Raw genomic sequence first — 17,009 nt, forward strand, 5'->3', positions numbered from 1 at the left:
TTTTCTCCTTTAAATATAAAAAGTGCGGTTGATTTTGATCTGCACCCCAAAAAGTTAGACTGTCATTTAAAGGATTGTTTTCGGTATTGTATCGGACTCAGTCCTTTTAATTTTAGTTGAATCTGTCGGTGATTATAGTAATCCCAATAATCCCTGGCGGCATCAACTATCTCTTCTTTTGTTTTAAATTCCCGACCATAAAAACATTCTGTTTTTAATCGTCCAAAGAAACTTTCCATTGCGGCGTTATTTAAGCAATTCCCTTTTCTCGACATACTTTGAATGATGCCATGTTCAGCCAAGATTCGACGATAAGCTAGCATTTGATATTGCCAGCCTATGTTGGATATCGACCAGGGTACTTATCCGTATGTAACCAGCTCAAACACAACGGCTGGTGGTGTTGCAACAGGTTCTGGTTTTGGCCCGCGTAATCTTGATTATGTACTTGGTATCATCAAAGCTTACTGTACTCGTGTAGGTGGTGGCCTATTCACAACAGAATTATTTGATGATGTGGGGGCTGAAATTGCGCGTAAAGGTAACGAATTTTGTGCGGTAACAGGCCCATCTACGTCGTTGTGGTTGGTTCTATGCCGTAGCTATTCGTCGTGCAATCCAACTTAACTCTATTTCTGGTTTTTGTATGACTAAACTAGACGTATTGATGGTTTTGATGAAGTAAAATCTGTGTTGCATACAAAATGCCAAATGGTGAAATCGTTGAATATACACCATTATCAGCGAAAGATTGGGAAGGGGTAGAACCAATTTATGAAACATTATCGAGTTGGAAAGAAAATACCTTCCGTATTACAGATGTAAATAAATTACCACAAAACTGCATTAACTATATTAAACGTATTGAAGAAGTAACTAGGGTACCAATTGATATTCTTTCAACAGGCCCTGATCGTGTAGAAACCATGATTTTACGTTATCCTTTCGCAGCTTAATTTCTTCTCAGTTTTCGACCGCACTTAAAAAGTGCGGGCTTTTTTTATCTTATTTTTATATCAAACTAAAAGGGCTAAGTCCTATTTACAGAACTTAGCCCTTTAATTTATTCACTATAAAGTGCAGTTAGATTACCAGAAGTATCCTACTGCTGCACCACTGGTCACTTCACCTTGAGTGTTAGCACCCATTGAGAAACGAATACCGTATTTACCGTTATCAGAAATACGAGAGTAACCTACTGCTACGGCAGATTGGTTTTTATGTTGACCAACACCTGCAGTTGCCACAGATTGACCCGGTTTATGCGGCTGTAACAAGTTTGCCATCGCTGCAGAAGTCGCCATGCCCGCATTCATACGGTTGCCTAATTTATTAATTTGGCCCTGTAATTTATTGCCCATCGCATGTAACTGGCTACCATTTACCGCATCTTTTGAAGTTGCTGAAATTTCACCTGGTGCTACGCCTGTAATCTTAGTTGGTGCGCCTGTCGCTGTACCAACATGGATATTTCCACCATTGTTAGTAATCTTAGGACCGTTATTACCAAACTGAACGCTATCAAAGGTTACATTAGAAGCAGTTGCGTAAGTCACTTTACCGTTAGACTCTTGTTTCACGGTCATATTTTTACCTGCAACCATTTCAACTTTTTTACCTGGATTGATCATTTCTGGTTTACCTGAAATTTTCTTACCGCCATTTGCTGAAGTAGTTAATGTAAAGCCTGACTTGTTAATTGCATTTGCTACATCTTGTGCAGTCGCCACTTTATTTTCAGCATCTGCAACTGGGCCTTGAACGCTACCATCATCGTTATTGGTAATCTTACCAGTATCAATGTCAAACTTCACGTTACTTGTTGTGCCGTTTGGCGTGGTTTTTACCACAGCTTTGGTACCTTTGCCATCTACAAAGTTTACAGTGTCATAAGGTTTTACAAAATCCTTCGCTTCACCATTGTTTTGTAAATTCCAACCTGCATTCAACACATCAGATACGGTCGCTGCATTGTTTTTAACTTTATCAGCGTCTTCATCTGTTGGTGCAGCCTGATTCAATGTAGGGTTATTACCATTCTTAGTTTCAGGCAAGTTAGATTTCACATTACCTAATGTCGTTGGTGCACCAATTTCATTAGGTGCAGCAGCAGGATTAACCATATTAGTAGTTAAGTCCGCAGGTGCAACTTCTGTTGTAGTTGGATTACCTTTATCATCAACAGTAAAGTATTTATCACCCACTTTAGTCACTGGTGTACCATTCTTATCAGTATATTGTACTGGTAAGCCTGTCACATCCACTTTTACTGTCGTGGTAGTTACTTTATTGCCATCTTTATCAACAGATTCTTTCGTTGCTAACTTCACTTTCGTGTTGTTGCCGTCTGCAAAACGAAGTTCATCATCAGGATTCACTTTTTCATCTTCATCTTTGAAGTCTGCAGCAGATAATGTTTCTTTTTGCTTACCTACAACAAAACCAGATTTTTGAATCGCAGTTGCAACTTTATTACCTGTTACATAACCATCACCCGCATTAGTTGGGGTTGTACCCACGTCAGGAGTTACTGGATTTGCCTTGGCGTTTGGCTTGCCAGTTTTCGGATCAATATCTGCTGTATTGTAATATTGGTCTCCTACTTTGGTTACTGGAGTATCTTTTCCATTGACTTTAGCAGTAAATTCATTTGGTTTAACTACTTCACCATCTTTAACACCAATAGTAATTTCGCGAATACCATCGTCAGTTGTTTTACCTGTTACAGAAATACCTGGACCGGCTTTAAAATCAACATGATTTGCATTCTTCACATCAGCAATATACCCATTGCCATCTTTAGTTGAAACAACCCAGCCCATATTTTGTAAATCACCCACTGTCGCAGCAGCATTTGAATTCACATTCGGAGAATTTAAGTCAACTAAATTAACATTTGGTGCAGTTGTTACTGGCGCTTTATTTAATGATGAAGCTACACCTGTAATTTGAGTAGGTTTACCATCAGTAGAGGTTACATTTAACGCAGTTGTTGGTTGTTTTCCATCAACATTGTTAGTAGCCGGCTTAGCCGCTTCGGTTTTAAACTCAACTGGTGATTTACCGTCTTCTTTGTTACCAACTTTTACTGTATTAAATTCAACATCGTCTTTTGTTGCATAGGTAATATTACCGTTTGCTTCATGCTTAACGGTCATGTTTTTACCCGCTTTCATCGTTACTGTTGAACCTGGTTTGATTAACTCACCATCTGTCTTCAGAGTTGCATCGGTGGTTTCATTTTTACCATCAGTTTCATCTGCTTTTAATGTAAAGCCTGAATTGTTAATCATATTAGCAACATTACCTGCAGTTACTAATTTATCACCACTTGTAGGAGCGTCAACTTTGCCTCCTGTCGATGTTAAAGTTTCAGTTTCTGGTTTTGGTTGTTTTACATCGACTGTAATAGTGCGAATACCATTTTCATCAGTTTTACCAGATACCGTTGCTGCGCCAGTGCCAATGAATTTCACCTCGTTCGCATTTTTTACTGTATCTTTGTATGCTTTATCTAAAGCATCAGTTGTTTTATCCGAAGATACAACCCATCCCATGTTTTGTAAATCACCAACTGTCGCCGCTGCATTTTTATTTACAGGAGCATCCTTAGTACCAACTAAATCAACTAAGTTTGGCTTATCAGCATCTGCTGTTGGAGAACCATCAGGAGTTGTTGTTACTGGCGTAGTATTTAATGCAGACTTCACTCCAGTAATGTTCTTATCACCTAAATCCACACCATTAGGATTAAAAGTCATAGTGGTTCCCTTTCCACCAATACTTGTAATATCGGTTAGCTCAGGGTTTAAAGAATAAGTAAAGTTTTTACCATCTTGTTTTAACTTGATGTTTTTACCAGCTTTAAATGTGACTTTATCACCAGCTTTTACTTGTTCTTCTGTTGTTGTATTGCCGTCAGCAAACTCACCGCCATCAATAGCACCTGTTGCTTTCCAGAAAGCATTATTAATTGCATTAGCTACATCGCCTACACTTGCAACTTTATTTTCATCGCCTTTATTAGGGGCTACCTGACCAGATTTTTTATCACCCTCATCTTGGGTTACAGGTGTTATACCACCAGTATTTACTTTAATGCCATCGTCACCAACAGTAATACTATTATCTGCTGCTTTAACATCATATTTAATATGACTTACTTTATTACCAGTATCTGTAGTGACATTAACGCTAGTGCCTTTACCATCAATAAAATCAACAGTGTCATAAGGTTTAACAAAATCACGTGCTTCACCTTTTTCTGTTAAGTTCCAACCAGCATTCAATACATCGCCTACAGTTGCCGCATTTGAGGTATTAGGTGCATCAGCTCCCTCTGGTAATGTACCTGAAGTTGTAGGGGCTGTAGAGCCATTTTTTGCACCAGGTAAGTTACCTGCGATATTAGCCAATGCCATAGGTGTTGTAGTGTTATTACCAGCATTATTCATTGAGGCAATTACATCACCGGCTGCTACAGGTTGAACTCCTGTTTTTGGTTGACCTTTATCATCTAAGTCAGTTGTTTTATAGAAGTTATCGCCAACTTTAACCAACTTGTCACCAGCTTTATTGGTATACACTACAGGCTCTTGTTTATTTTCAACACGATCCATCAATGCATATAACTGAGAACCATTGATTGCATCTGTAGAAGTTGGGGTAACAGCACCTGCGGCTAAGTTTTTAATTTGGCGCTCTTTACCAGCCTGACCAATACTTACATAGTGACCAGCATCAGCAGGTTTCCCAACAAAACCAGAATAAGTAAAGTTAGGACCAGCAATAGTACGAACTGTTGCATCATTTACAGTTTGAACTGCATGAGATGCACCCGTTGTTCCAACAACTTCTGTTGAGTTCGCGCCCAATACAACTGAATTTTCTGTTGTTAATTTAGTAATATTCGCACCTAATGCTACGGAATTCGCACCGCTTACATTTGAGCTAGTACCCACTGCGATGGCGTTTTCAGCCGTTGCTTGTGTGTTTTTACCTTGTGCAATAGATGCAACACCTTTTGCACGTGCTGTATTACCAAAAGCAAGGGCACTTTCGTCTGTTGCTTGTGATTGGTTACCAATAGCTATAGCATTTGTTGCATCACGTGTAGTAACAGAAGATAAACGCTGAAGATCAGCATCGATACGTCTAATCGCTAAATCCAAACGTTCTACAGCTGCTTTTGCAGCAGATAATTGAAATTTATTTTCCGCGGTAGGATTAGCCTCTGCTGCAGCTGTTTTATCCAGTAAGCGTTGGTCAGCATTCACTTTATGTGCCTCAATTGACGTTTTCTTCGCTTTTAAAGCATTTATGTCCGCTTGAGTATGACCACCTGCAATAGCAGCATGACCAATTGCAATACTGTTATCTTTAATCGCTGCAGAATTGGTACCCATTGCAATAGAATCGTTACCTTTTGAGGTTGTTGATTGTGTACCAATCGCGACACTACTTCTTGAACGTGCGCCAGCCTCAGCACCAATAGAAACTAAATTTCCACCAGTTGCTTCTGCTGTTTGATACGTTTTACCGCCACCGCCATTACCAGCAACCTCTCGATCATATAATAATGATGCAGCTCCAGATAATTGACCAATTGCTACAGAACCAGTTTGATCGGCAAAAGAAATTGCCCCCATAGCAACCCCACCATCTGCAGTACCACTCACTCGTGAAAATGCACCGATTGAAATACCGCTATTTTTAACAGCCTTCCAACCAGTTGCATCCCCAATATCAGAACTCGTACCTACACCAATAGACACTGAAGGACCAGAAACTTGTGCACCATAACCAACAGCAGTAGCAAAAGAATCTTGGCCTCCGCCACCACTTCTAACTCGGTTTCCGATTAACGTATCACCAGCACGACCACCTGAATTACCGGTCATATCATTACCAATAGCGACAAACTCATCACCAATTGCTGACGGAACACGGCCATTACCAATATAAATAACGTTTTTAGGTGTAGTTGGGTCGGTAGATTGAGCAGTAAAACTATTTTGATTATTCGTTAAAATTGCAAGATTACCATCTGTTTTGCTTACTGCGGTAATAGTTGAAGATGCAGCCATAGCATCCATTGAAAGCGCAGTCCCTGCAACTAAAGAAAGTGCGGCTAATTTTGACATTGTTTTCGATTTAGTTTTGCCTTTTGCTGAAGCCAGTTCAGAAACCGCTACCCAAGATTGCGTTGCGTGATTCCAGATCACACGGAAAATTTTGTTCATAAAATATTTCCTTTGATTAAAAATGTTGTAAAAAATAGAGCGACTTATTATTCATAAACCGCTCTACACATGAAAAATACGCGTTCATAGTAACAGCGAAAAAATATAAGTCAAGCAATCCCCCCCCAATTTACATATATTTACATATGTAAACGTTTGCATGCTATACCCATAAAAAATCTGCATCTCAATTGTTGGTTGTTAAGTCCAACTTTTGGGGTGCAGATCAATTTCGACCGTTCTTTTACTTTTCTAGATATTCATTTCTTGAAATAGATTTAATTTATCCGGCACGAGATAAACGTGATCACCTATTTTATACTGCGCATTGAGATAGTTTTCTTTGGTAAGAATCACCTCAATCGGTTGTTCTGTTTGCGAACTTTCCACTTCAATCCTCACGATAAAACCAATAGCATTAATATGACGAATCGTACCACTCGCTAAGGCATTATGAGATTCGCGTGAAAGCGTCAGTTCGTAAGGGCGAATATAAGCCGTTGCAGATTGGTTATTAATTGCATGAGTCGCATTGCTATGTGTTTGTAAATTATGAGCAAATTCACCAATGACTAAATTGCCTTGATCAATGTGTCCGTGGAACACATTAACATCCCCTACAAATTGCGTGACGAAAGGGGTTTGTGGTGCATGATAGATTTGGCTAGGCTCATCAATTTGCTCCACTTGACCTTTATTCATCACCACAATGCGATCAGACATATCTAATGCTTCATCTTGATCATGGGTAACGAAAATGCTGGTCACATTGAGTTCATGTTGCAATTCTCGCAGCCAACGACGTAATTCTTTACGAACTTGAGCATCCAATGCACCAAAGGGTTCATCAAGTAGTAAGACTTTTGGTTGAACAGCAAGGGAGCGAGCTAAGGCTATACGTTGTTTTTGTCCACCAGAAAGTTGATTAGGGTAGCGATCGGCTAGCCATTCAAGTTTTACTAGCTTTAAAAGTGCGGTGACTTTTTCGCGAATTTCTTCTGCAGAGGGACGTTCTCTACGAGGTTTCACCGTTAAGCCAAAAGCGACATTGTCAAAGACGGTCATATTTTGAAATAGTGCATAATGCTGAAACACAAAGCCAACACCTCGTTCAGCAGCTGAAAGTTGAGTCACCTCTTTTTCACCAAACCAAATGTGTCCATTATCAGCAAATTCTAATCCAGCAATGATCCGTAATAGCGTTGTTTTTCCACAACCACTTGGTCCAAGCAAGGCGGTTAGCTGATTTTCCGGAAAGCTGAGATTGATATCTTTCAACGCATGAAACTGTTCAAAGTGTTTGTTTAGTCGCTGGATTTTGATTGTCATGTTTTGTGTTCCTGTTGTTATTCTTGGATTTTTTTCTTTTCCACATATCTCACTATGTTTTGTAATCCCAGTGTACCTACTGCGATTAATGCCAATAAACTGGCGCAAGCAAATGCGGCAACAAATTGATATTCGTTGTAACTAATTTCTACATAAAGCGGAATTGTATTAGTCAAACCGCGAATATGCCCAGATACAACACTCACGGCACCGAATTCACCCATTGCACGAGCGTTACTTAAAATCACACCATAAATTAATGCCCATTTTATTTTTGGTAGCGTTACGTGCCAGAAAAGTTGCCAAGAGGATGCACCTAAGATTAACGCAGCTTGTTCCTCACTTGTGCCTTGGGCTGACATGGTTGGAATTAATGATTTAGCAATAAGTGGAAAGGTGACGAATAAGGTCACGATAACAATGCTTGGTGTTGCAAACATAAAACGAATATGGTGTTCAACAAGCCATGCGCCCCAAAGTCCATCTAACCCAAACAACAGTAAGAACATTAATCCTACAACCACTGGTGAAATGGAAAAGGGGAGGTCGAGTAGTGCGGTTAATAAGCTTTTCCCCTTAAAGTCAAAATAAGCAATAGCCCAAGCCATAACCACACCGATAAAAATGTTAATAGGTAATACAATTAAAGAGACTTTAATCGTAAGCCAAATAGCCGCTAAGGCTTCCGGTTCTATTAATGCAGCAAAAAATAGCCCAATCCCTTGTTCAAGGGCTGAATAGAATACGGTAAATAATGGGAGCAATAATATGATCGTAAAAAAACTGAGTGCGGTCAGAATTAAGATCCATTTTTGCCATGATTGGGTTTTCATAAATACCTCTTATCGAATTGGACTAATGCGTTTGGCAACAGACCACTGCGCTAAGTTAATAAATAAAATCAATAGAAATGAAATGGCAAGCATTAATAATGCAACCACAGATGCACCTTGCACGTCATACAAATCAAGTTTTGACATAATAATCAATGGTGCAATTTCGGATACGAGTGGCACATTACCTGCAATAAAAATGACTGAGCCGTATTCACCAAGTGAACGCGCAAATCCCATACCTGCGCCACCTGTTAATGCAGGTAATACCGCAGGGATGATGACTTTTCGCAGCGTTGTTAGTCTAGATGCACCTAAAATTTGAGCCGCTTCTTCATGGCTAGGATCAAGATTTGCTAATACGGGTTGAATCGCCCTAACGGTAAAAGGCAAGCTGACAAAAATCAAAGCAATCGCAATACCACTTGGAGTATAAGCGAGTTGAATCCCTAAATGGCTTAACCATTGCCCAATCAGTCCAGTCGGAGCATAAAGCGAGGCAAGTGCGATACCAGCAACGGCAGTGGGTAAAGCAAAAGGTAAATCCACTAACGCATTGATGAGATTCTTACCTGGAAAGTCATAACGCACTAAAACCCATGCCAATAAAAAGCCAAAGACGATATTAATTAACGTCGCGATTGCCGCCATTTCAAAGGATAGCGTTAAGGATGAGATCACTCGTTCACTCGTGATGATTTGAACGATATCAGCCCATTTTAACTGCCAGGCAGTGAGCACAAGTAATGTTAATGGCAATAATACCATTGAGCCGAGCCAGGCTAATGTAATCAATATACTTCGTTTAAATCCTGGTAATACGGTTTTCATTATCCCACCTTCACAACAGATAAATACCTAAGCTTTGTAAGCGTTTTGAAATGTTCAAAAAAATAACCGCTCTTTTCCATAATGGCAAAGAACGGAAATTTATTTAATATTCCAAAGTGAAATAAAGGAACGTTTGGTTCTGTGTTTTATATTTCATTTTGTTCTATAAAATGCTTTTTCGTTATTTTTTGTACTTAATATTTTGCGATATAAATTTAGCCACACGAAATTGAGGGTAATAACGGAGGAGAGTAAAAATGAAAAAAATAGCTTTATTTTCATTGCTTTCTTTCGGCTTGGCTGCTTGTTTATGGCATACCAGCACGGAACAAAAAACGGTGCTACTGAATGTGTCCTATGACGTGATTCGTGATTTCTATAAGGAATACAACATAGCATTTCAACGTGAATTTCCCTCAGATGTGATGATTTCGCAATCGCATGGTGGTGCCAGTAAACAGGTGCTAGGTGTGTTAAATGGTTTGCCTGCAGATGTGGTGACGTTGACACAAAGCAATGATATCGACGCTTTAGTTAAAAAAGGCTTAGTGGATGCAGATTGGCAGCAAGTATTACCGAATAGTGCCGTTCCTTTTGGTTCGGTGATGGTGCTTTTGGTGAAAAAAGGAAATCCAAAACACATTCAAGACTGGTCGGATTTGATTCGGGATGATGTCAAAGTGGTGTTTGCTAATCCCAAAATGTCAGCAAATGGGCGCTTTGCTTATTTATCGGCTTTAGCTTATGCCGAACAGCATAGTGATAAACCACAAGATTTTATGTTACGCCTGCTAAGAAATGTGCCGGTTTTAGAGGCGGGGGCGCGCAGTGCCAGTATTTCTTTTACTCAGCGTAATATCGGTGATGTTTTAATTGCCCCGGAAAATGAAGCGGCGCTAGCGGCTAAAACACTGGGCGAGAACAGATTTGAAGTGGTGTACCCAAGTATAACGGCCTATACCCCAATTTATGTGGCGGAAGTGAATAAAAATACGCAAACAGATGGTTTGCATCAACTTTCCCATGATTATTTGAGCTATTTATGGTCACCTCAAGCACAGGAACTGGCTGCCCAAAATTATTTCCGTCCGACAGATAAAAAAATTATTGCTAAAACGACCGCACTTTTTCCCGAAGTGAATCAATTTGATGTAAACCAACGTTTTGGTTCGTGGGAGGCGATTAATACTAAACATTTTGTCGATAACGGCTTATTTGATCGTCTATATATCAGTGCACAACGTGCTGATAAAGTAAATAAATAGGAGTGATACCCATGAATTATCTTCCTCTGTTTGCCGATTTAACCGGTCGTCCGGTACTTGTTGTCGGCGGTGGTTCAGTGGCTGCTCGTAAAATTGGGTTGTTGCTCAAAGCGAATGCTCAGGTCCGTATTGTTGCTCGCCAATTAAATGAGGAATTAAGCGAGCTTGAACGTCAAAATAAAGTACTATGGATTGCGAAAGAATTTAATGCCGAACAAATGAGAACGGTGATGTTGGTGATCGCAGCAACAAATGATGAGATATTAAATCACCGTATTTTCTATTTAGCCGAAAGTCAACATAAATTAGTTAATGTGGTGGATGATCAACCTCATTGTAGCTTTATCTTCCCTTCTATTATTGATCGTAATCCGATCCAAATCGCGATTTCTAGTGGTGGAAAGGCGCCGGTATTAGCCCGTTTATTACGTGAGAAACTGGAAGCATTATTGCCACAACATTTAGGCAAAATCGCTGAGATTTCTGGTAAGTGGCGGGATCAAGTGAAAGCAAAATTGACATCGGTTACTGAACGACGCCGTTTTTGGGAAAAAATGTTTAGTGGACGTTTTGCCAATCTCGTAAAAAATCAACAGGAAGTGCAAGCTGAACAAGAATTAGCTGAACAGCTAGAAAGTAACTATCAAGGAGGCTTTGTCTCTTTAGTTGGTGCCGGTCCTGGCGATGCTGGGTTACTAACTCTTAACGGTTTACAAGAAATTCAACAAGCTGACGTGGTGCTTTACGATGCTTTGGTTTCAGATGAGATTCTTTCTTTGATTCGTCGTGATGCAGAACGTATTTTTGTGGGAAAACGTGCCAATGGTCGTTCTGTCGCACAAGAAGAAACCAACCAATTGTTATTAACCCTAGCTCAACAAGGCAAGCGAGTAGTTCGTTTAAAAGGTGGTGATCCTTTCGTTTTTGGACGCGGTGGCGAAGAGTTAGAAGTGTTAGCTCAACATCAAATTCCATTTTCTGTTGTACCAGGTATCACCGCGGGCATTGGCGCAACAGCCTATGCAGGCATTCCATTAACCCACCGAGATTATGCACAAAGTGCAATTTTTGTGACCGGCCATCGTAAGGCTGATGCCTCTGATATTGAATGGCAAACCTTAGCAAGAAGTCATCAAACCTTAGTTATTTATATGGGTACGTTAAAAGCGCAAGTCATTGCCGAACGTTTACAACAGTATGGTCGAGCTGCGAATACGCCTGTTGCGATTATCAGCCAAGGCACTCAACTTACTCAAAAAACAGCGATTGGTACACTCGAAAATTTAGCTGAATTAGCAGAAAAAGCAGAGACGCCAGCCTTAATTGTAGTGGGTGAAGTGGTGAAATTACACGAACAATTAGCGTGGTTTGGCGAAGAAAAACAACGTCAAAAACAACCGCACTTTACCCTAGAAAGTTTAACTATCGGTCAAGTGGCGTAAGGAGTGGATGATGAGTTTATTTAAACCGACTTTTTGGCAAATTCCACTTGTTAGCCTTGATGTTAAAGATCGCTTGGCAGAAAAAACAGTCACATTGCAGCAACGTTTACATCAAATTGCTGATAGCCATAAGGATGCGCGCTTTGCTAGCAGTTTAGCTGTGGAAGATATGGTTATTACTGATGTGATTGCCCGTGAGCAGTTGAATATAGGAGTATTTACCTTAGATACAGGCCTTCTGCATCAAGAAACTTTGGATTTATTGGATAACTTAGCGAAAACCTATCCACATTTGCATATTGCACGTTTTCATCCAATTGCCCCTGATGCAGCTCGCTATGTGGCAGAAAATGGCAAGTTTGCTTTTTATGAAAGCATCGAATTGCGCCGAGAATGTTGCCATATCCGTAAAATCGAACCTTTAAACCGCGCATTGCAAGGGGCTGATGCATGGCTGACCGGGCAACGTCGTGAACAATCGTCCACTCGTACTGAGCTGCCGTTTGCCGAGCCGGATAAGGCACGTGGTATTGATAAATACAACCCTATTTTTGATTGGTCTGAAACAGATGTGTGGGCTTATATCTTAGCGAACAATGTGCCTTATAATGCTCTTTATCATCAAGGGTTTCCAAGCATTGGCTGCGATCCTTGTACCCGCCAAGTTAAACAGGGCGAAGATATTCGCGCCGGCCGCTGGTGGTGGGAGAGTAGAGATAGTAAGGAATGTGGATTACATAAGTAGAAAAATATAGGAAGCAAAACATGACAAAAACTGAACTCAACAACCAACATCTAGACTGGCTCGAAGCAGAGTCGATTCATATTATCCGTGAAGTCGTCGCAGAATGTGAGAACCCGGCGTTGCTCTTTTCCGGAGGGAAGGATTCTGTGGTATTGCTGGCATTAGCCCGTAAAGCATTTCAGTTAGGCGATCGTCCGGTACATTTACCGTTTCCATTGGTGCATATTGATACCGGTCATAATTATCCGGAAGTGATCCAATTTCGAGATGAGCAAGTGGCAAAACTTAATGCGCGCTTAGTCGTTGGACATGTGGAAGATTCTATTGCCAAAGGTACGGTAGTATTGCGCAAAGAAACCGATTCGCGTAATGCGGCACAGGCGGTTACTTTATTAGAAACCATTGCAGATAATGGATTTGATGCCTTGATGGGCGGTGCACGCCGTGATGAGGAAAAAGCCCGTGCAAAAGAACGAATTTTCTCGTTTCGTGATGAGTTTGGCCAATGGGATCCTAAGGCACAACGTCCGGAATTATGGTCTTTGTACAATGCTAAATTGCATAAAGGCGAAAATATGCGGGTGTTTCCAATTTCTAACTGGACAGAATTAGACATTTGGCAATATATCGCTCGTGAGAATTTGGAATTACCTCCGATCTATTACAGCCATAAACGAGAAGTTGTACGTCGTAAAGGTTTGTTAGTGCCAGTGACGCCATTAACACCTAAATTGCCGAATGAAGTCAGCGAAGTATTAGATGTTCGTTTCCGTACTGTGGGTGATATTAGCTGTACCTGTCCGGTAGCGAGCACTGCATCAACACCATTAGAAATTATTGAAGAAACCGCTATTGCCGACATTTCCGAACGCAGTGCTACTCGTCTAGACGACCAAGCCAGTGAAGCCGCCATGGAGAAACGGAAAAAAGAGGGGTATTTCTAGTATTTCTACTTTCTTGCTTGTGCAAGAAAGTAGCAAAGAACACACCCCAATTAAATCGCTCCTCTTCACTTTGTTTCAATTTTCTTAACGAAAAATTTGTAAACTCGCTACGCTCGAACAGTACAAATTTTTCTAAAAATTGAAAGTCGCTCAGGCGATTTATATGGGGCCATTATTCGAAGATGACGAAATACAAAAGAATAATTAACAGAATATAAGGAAGAAATATGACACAACATTCAACTCCACTTCGTTTTATTACTGCCGGCAGTGTAGATGACGGGAAAAGCACCTTAATCGGCCGCTTACTTTACGATAGCAAAGCGTTATTAACCGACCAAATTAAAACCCTTAATGCAGGAAAAGAGAAAGGCAATAAAGAAGCCATTGATTTTTCTATTTTGACAGATGGTTTGGAAGCAGAACGTGAACAGGGCATTACCATTGATGTGGCGTATCGCTATTTCTCTACGGCAAAACGTAAATTCATCATTGCTGACACGCCAGGACATGAACAATACACACGTAACATGGTGACAGGGGCAAGTACGGCATCAGCAGCAATCGTCTTAATTGATGCCTCTCAACTAAATTTTGATGAGAAACCGTTACAGCTTTTACCACAAACTAAACGTCATTCAGCGATTTTACGTCAATTAAATTGCCCGCACATTTTAGTGGCGGTGAACAAAATGGATTTATTGGATTACAGCGAAGGAAAATTCAATGCCATTGTGGAGGCGTATCGTCAATTGGCGGCACAACTTGGTTTAAAAGATGTACATTTTGTGCCGGTATCTGCATTGCTTGGCGATAACCTGGTATATGTAAGTGAAAGTACCCCTTGGTATCAAGGCGAACCTTTACTCACCATTTTAGAAAATTTACCAAGTGTGGATGAGGTGAGTCATTCCAATGCTGATTTCTATTTCCCGGTGCAATTAGTGGTGCGTCAGGATGCAGATAAAGCCGATGATTTCCGCGGTTATCAAGGGCGAATTGAGCGCGGTTCCGTGCAACTGGGACAGACTATTCGAATTGAACCGAATGGATTAATCGCTAAGGTGACCGAGATTATTACGCCAAAAGGTGAAGTGACACAGGCGGTGGCCGGGGAAGTGATTACCTTACGTTTAGATCGCGATATTGATATTTCCCGTGGTGATTTATTTGTGGATGAAAGTTCACCACTTACACCAAAAAAACAACTTGAAGCCACAATTTGTTGGTTTGATGAACGCCCATTAAATACCGCCCGTAAATATTTACTTAAACATGGTACGCAAACCGTATTTGCCAAAATCAGTGAAATTGAAAGTGTGTTAAACGTTCATACACTCGAACAAGAAAGTGGTGCTACAGCCTTAAAGATGAATGATATTGCTAGAGTGCGTTTAAGTTTACAGAAACCGATTGTTGCCACAACTTACGAAGAAAATATTGCTGGTGGTGCCTTTATTTTAGTTGATGAAGCAACTTATAACACCGTAGCAGCTGGTATGATTCTCTAACTCGCGCTTTCTTAATGTGAATTTACTGATATTACTCATTTTCTTGTGGGGAAACTTATGCAACACAACAATCCATTACCAACAGAAATACTGAATCTCTTACCAACGCTAACACCTCTTCAATTGGCATGGCTTTCCGGTTATGCATGGTCGCAAGCTTCCTGTGTAGAACAACAGGCCACAGGGCAACATTTGACAGCAAATTTGACCGCACTTTCGGCAGAACCTTTTTCAATTACGGTGCTTTCAGGTTCACAAACCGGCAATGCTAAATCGGTGGCGGATAAAGTTGCCGCAGAGCTTACTGAAGCCGGTATTGCTGTGAAACGTGTCGTTTTAAAAGATTACAAAGCGAAAACCATTCCTGATGAAAAATACTTGCTTTTAGTGACATCTACGCAAGGTGAAGGCGAGCCACCAGAAGAAGGTGTGGTATTGCATAAGTTATTAAACGGTAAAAAAGCACCAAAACTCACCGACCTGCAATTTGCAGTGTTAGGATTAGGGGATAGTTCTTATCCAAATTTCTGCCAAGCAGGCAAGGATTTTGATCAGCGTTTTGCCGAATTAGGCGCGACGCGTTTATTCGAGCGAGTAGATGCCGATTTAGATTACATTGCAACCGCGGAACAATGGATCCGAGATATTGTGGCTATCGTAAAAGAAAAGGCAGCGCAGGCTTCACCGGTTGTACAAAGTATTGGTACAGATACAACTGCACTAGTAGCCAAGGAAAGTCAATACAATAAAGCGAATCCATTTCCTGCAACCTTAATCACTAACCAGAAAATTACCGGTCGTCAGTCTGATAAAGATGTTCGTCATTTAGAGTTTGATTTAGCTGGCTCAGATCTTCATTACCAAGCGGGGGATGCACTCGGTGTATGGTTTGACAATGATCCTAAGTTAGTGGATGAAATTTTATCGCTCGCGCAGATTGATCCTACTACAGAAGTGACAATTGAGGGAAAAACGCAAACTATTTCGACCGCACTTTTATCGCATTTAGAGCTTACTCAAAACACACCGGCTTTTGTGAAAGGCTATGCAGCTTTGGCGAATAACGAACAGTTAAATGATTTGGTTGCAGATAATCAAGCATTGCAAAAATTGGTTCAACGTACACCGATTGTGGATGTATTACATAAATTTCCTGCAAAATTAACCGCAGAACAATTGGTTTCATTATTGCGTCCTTTAACGCCTCGTTTGTATTCCATTTCATCTTCTCCTGTAGAGGTTGGGGAAGAAGTGCATCTAACTGTTGTCGTGGTACGTTTTGAACATGAAGGTCGAGCACGCAGTGGCGCAGCTTCAAGCTTTTTAGCGGATCGCGTAGAAGAAGATGGTGCTGTGCGTGTATTTGTAGAACATAACGATAATTTCCGCCTGCCAAATGACACGGCTAAGCCAATTATTATGGTGGGCTCCGGTACCGGCGTGGCACCATTCCGTGCCTTTATGCAGCAACGCGTAGCTGATGAGGCAAGTGGTAAAAACTGGCTAATTTTTGGTAATCCACATTTTACTAGCGATTTCCTGTATCAAACCGAATGGCAACAATTTGCCAAAGAGGGGTTCTTACATAAATATGATTTTGCTTGGTCACGCGATCAAGAGAAGAAGATCTATGTGCAAGATAAAATTCGTGAAAATTCGACCGCACTTTGGCAATGGTTACAAGAAGGGGCTTATTTTTATGTCTGTGGTGATGCATCAAAAATGGCAAAAGATGTGGAACAAGCATTACTCGAAGTCATTGCTAAAGAAGGCAATTTAAGTCCGGATGAAGCAGAAGATTATTTAAATGAACTACGTGAAGAAAAACGTTATCAACGTGATGTGTACTAGATTTGTGGGGTGAAAA

10 protein-coding genes and 2 pseudogenes are annotated in these 17,009 nt (G+C 40.6%); 7 read left to right on the top strand and 5 right to left on the bottom strand.

The features are described 5' to 3' along the window. Positions 1–62 precede the first annotated feature (62 nt). A pseudogene (locus DPV97_RS02940) lies at positions 63–347 on the bottom strand (IS3 family transposase); the annotation flags it as partial. On the opposite strand from DPV97_RS02940, the pseudogene DPV97_RS02945 reads away from it, so the two are divergent. Then, a pseudogene (locus tag DPV97_RS02945) lies at positions 340–956 on the top strand (adenylosuccinate synthetase); the annotation flags it as partial. The pseudogenes DPV97_RS02940 and DPV97_RS02945 sit on opposite strands and share 8 nt — an antisense overlap. 132 nt (positions 957–1,088) lie before the next feature. Here DPV97_RS02945 and DPV97_RS02950 read toward each other — a convergent pair. The 4 genes from DPV97_RS02950 to cysT form a co-directional block, all read right to left on the bottom strand. Then, positions 1,089–6,242: an ESPR-type extended signal peptide-containing protein gene (locus tag DPV97_RS02950; protein WP_111382865.1), complete on the bottom strand. Its 5,154-nt coding sequence runs from the start codon at positions 6,240–6,242 to the stop codon at positions 1,089–1,091. Between the two features lie 252 nt (positions 6,243–6,494). Next, entirely contained in the window at positions 6,495–7,571 is a 1,077-nt protein-coding gene (locus DPV97_RS02955; RefSeq protein ID WP_049381615.1) for a sulfate/molybdate ABC transporter ATP-binding protein, read from the bottom strand. A gap of 17 nt (positions 7,572–7,588) precedes the next feature. Next, entirely contained in the window at positions 7,589–8,404 is an 816-nt protein-coding gene (gene cysW, locus DPV97_RS02960; protein WP_049381616.1) for a sulfate ABC transporter permease subunit CysW, read from the bottom strand. 9 nt (positions 8,405–8,413) lie between these two features. Next, entirely contained in the window at positions 8,414–9,235 is an 822-nt protein-coding gene (cysT, locus tag DPV97_RS02965) for a sulfate ABC transporter permease subunit CysT (protein ID WP_070713636.1), read from the bottom strand. 257 nt (positions 9,236–9,492) lie between these two features. Between cysT and DPV97_RS02970 the strand changes: the two genes are divergently transcribed. The 6 genes from DPV97_RS02970 to DPV97_RS02995 all read left to right on the top strand — a co-directional run bounded on the left by DPV97_RS02970 (position 9,493) and on the right by DPV97_RS02995 (position 16,993). Continuing rightward, positions 9,493–10,500: a sulfate ABC transporter substrate-binding protein gene (locus DPV97_RS02970; protein WP_070713640.1), complete on the top strand. Its 1,008-nt coding sequence runs from the start codon at positions 9,493–9,495 to the stop codon at positions 10,498–10,500. 11 nt (positions 10,501–10,511) lie between these two features. Next, entirely contained in the window at positions 10,512–11,942 is a 1,431-nt protein-coding gene (gene cysG, locus DPV97_RS02975; protein ID WP_070713643.1) for a siroheme synthase CysG, read from the top strand. A 10-nt stretch (positions 11,943–11,952) separates the two neighbouring features. Then, complete coding sequence (locus tag DPV97_RS02980; protein ID WP_070713646.1) at positions 11,953–12,687, top strand: phosphoadenylyl-sulfate reductase; 735 nt, start codon at positions 11,953–11,955, stop codon at positions 12,685–12,687. A gap of 20 nt (positions 12,688–12,707) precedes the next feature. Continuing rightward, a complete protein-coding gene (cysD, locus tag DPV97_RS02985; RefSeq protein ID WP_070713649.1) occupies positions 12,708–13,631 on the top strand; it encodes a sulfate adenylyltransferase subunit CysD in 924 nt (307 codons plus the stop codon). A 227-nt stretch (positions 13,632–13,858) separates the two neighbouring features. Continuing rightward, complete coding sequence (cysN, locus tag DPV97_RS02990) at positions 13,859–15,142, top strand: sulfate adenylyltransferase subunit CysN (protein ID WP_111382867.1); 1,284 nt, start codon at positions 13,859–13,861, stop codon at positions 15,140–15,142. 57 nt (positions 15,143–15,199) lie between these two features. Beyond that, complete coding sequence (locus DPV97_RS02995) at positions 15,200–16,993, top strand: assimilatory sulfite reductase (NADPH) flavoprotein subunit (protein ID WP_070713656.1); 1,794 nt, start codon at positions 15,200–15,202, stop codon at positions 16,991–16,993. The last annotated feature ends 16 nt before the right edge of the window (positions 16,994–17,009 follow it).

This window comes from Haemophilus parainfluenzae, assembly GCF_003253005.1.
GTDB classification, from domain to species: domain Bacteria; phylum Pseudomonadota; class Gammaproteobacteria; order Enterobacterales; family Pasteurellaceae; genus Haemophilus_D; species Haemophilus_D parainfluenzae_M.

Excerpts from the sequence above, each read along its gene's own strand:
- DPV97_RS02950 (WP_111382865.1), bottom strand. The coding sequence starts at position 6,242 with ATGAACAAAATTTTCCGTGTGATCTGGAATCACGCAACGCAATCTTGG.
- DPV97_RS02955 (WP_049381615.1), bottom strand. The coding sequence starts at position 7,571 with ATGACAATCAAAATCCAGCGACTAAACAAACACTTTGAACAGTTTCAT.
- cysW (WP_049381616.1), bottom strand. The coding sequence starts at position 8,404 with ATGAAAACCCAATCATGGCAAAAATGGATCTTAATTCTGACCGCACTC.
- cysT (WP_070713636.1), bottom strand. The coding sequence starts at position 9,235 with ATGAAAACCGTATTACCAGGATTTAAACGAAGTATATTGATTACATTA.
- DPV97_RS02970 (WP_070713640.1), top strand. The coding sequence starts at position 9,493 with ATGAAAAAAATAGCTTTATTTTCATTGCTTTCTTTCGGCTTGGCTGCT.
- cysG (WP_070713643.1), top strand. The coding sequence starts at position 10,512 with ATGAATTATCTTCCTCTGTTTGCCGATTTAACCGGTCGTCCGGTACTT.
- DPV97_RS02980 (WP_070713646.1), top strand. The coding sequence starts at position 11,953 with ATGAGTTTATTTAAACCGACTTTTTGGCAAATTCCACTTGTTAGCCTT.
- cysD (WP_070713649.1), top strand. The coding sequence starts at position 12,708 with ATGACAAAAACTGAACTCAACAACCAACATCTAGACTGGCTCGAAGCA.
- cysN (WP_111382867.1), top strand. The coding sequence starts at position 13,859 with ATGACACAACATTCAACTCCACTTCGTTTTATTACTGCCGGCAGTGTA.
- DPV97_RS02995 (WP_070713656.1), top strand. The coding sequence starts at position 15,200 with ATGCAACACAACAATCCATTACCAACAGAAATACTGAATCTCTTACCA.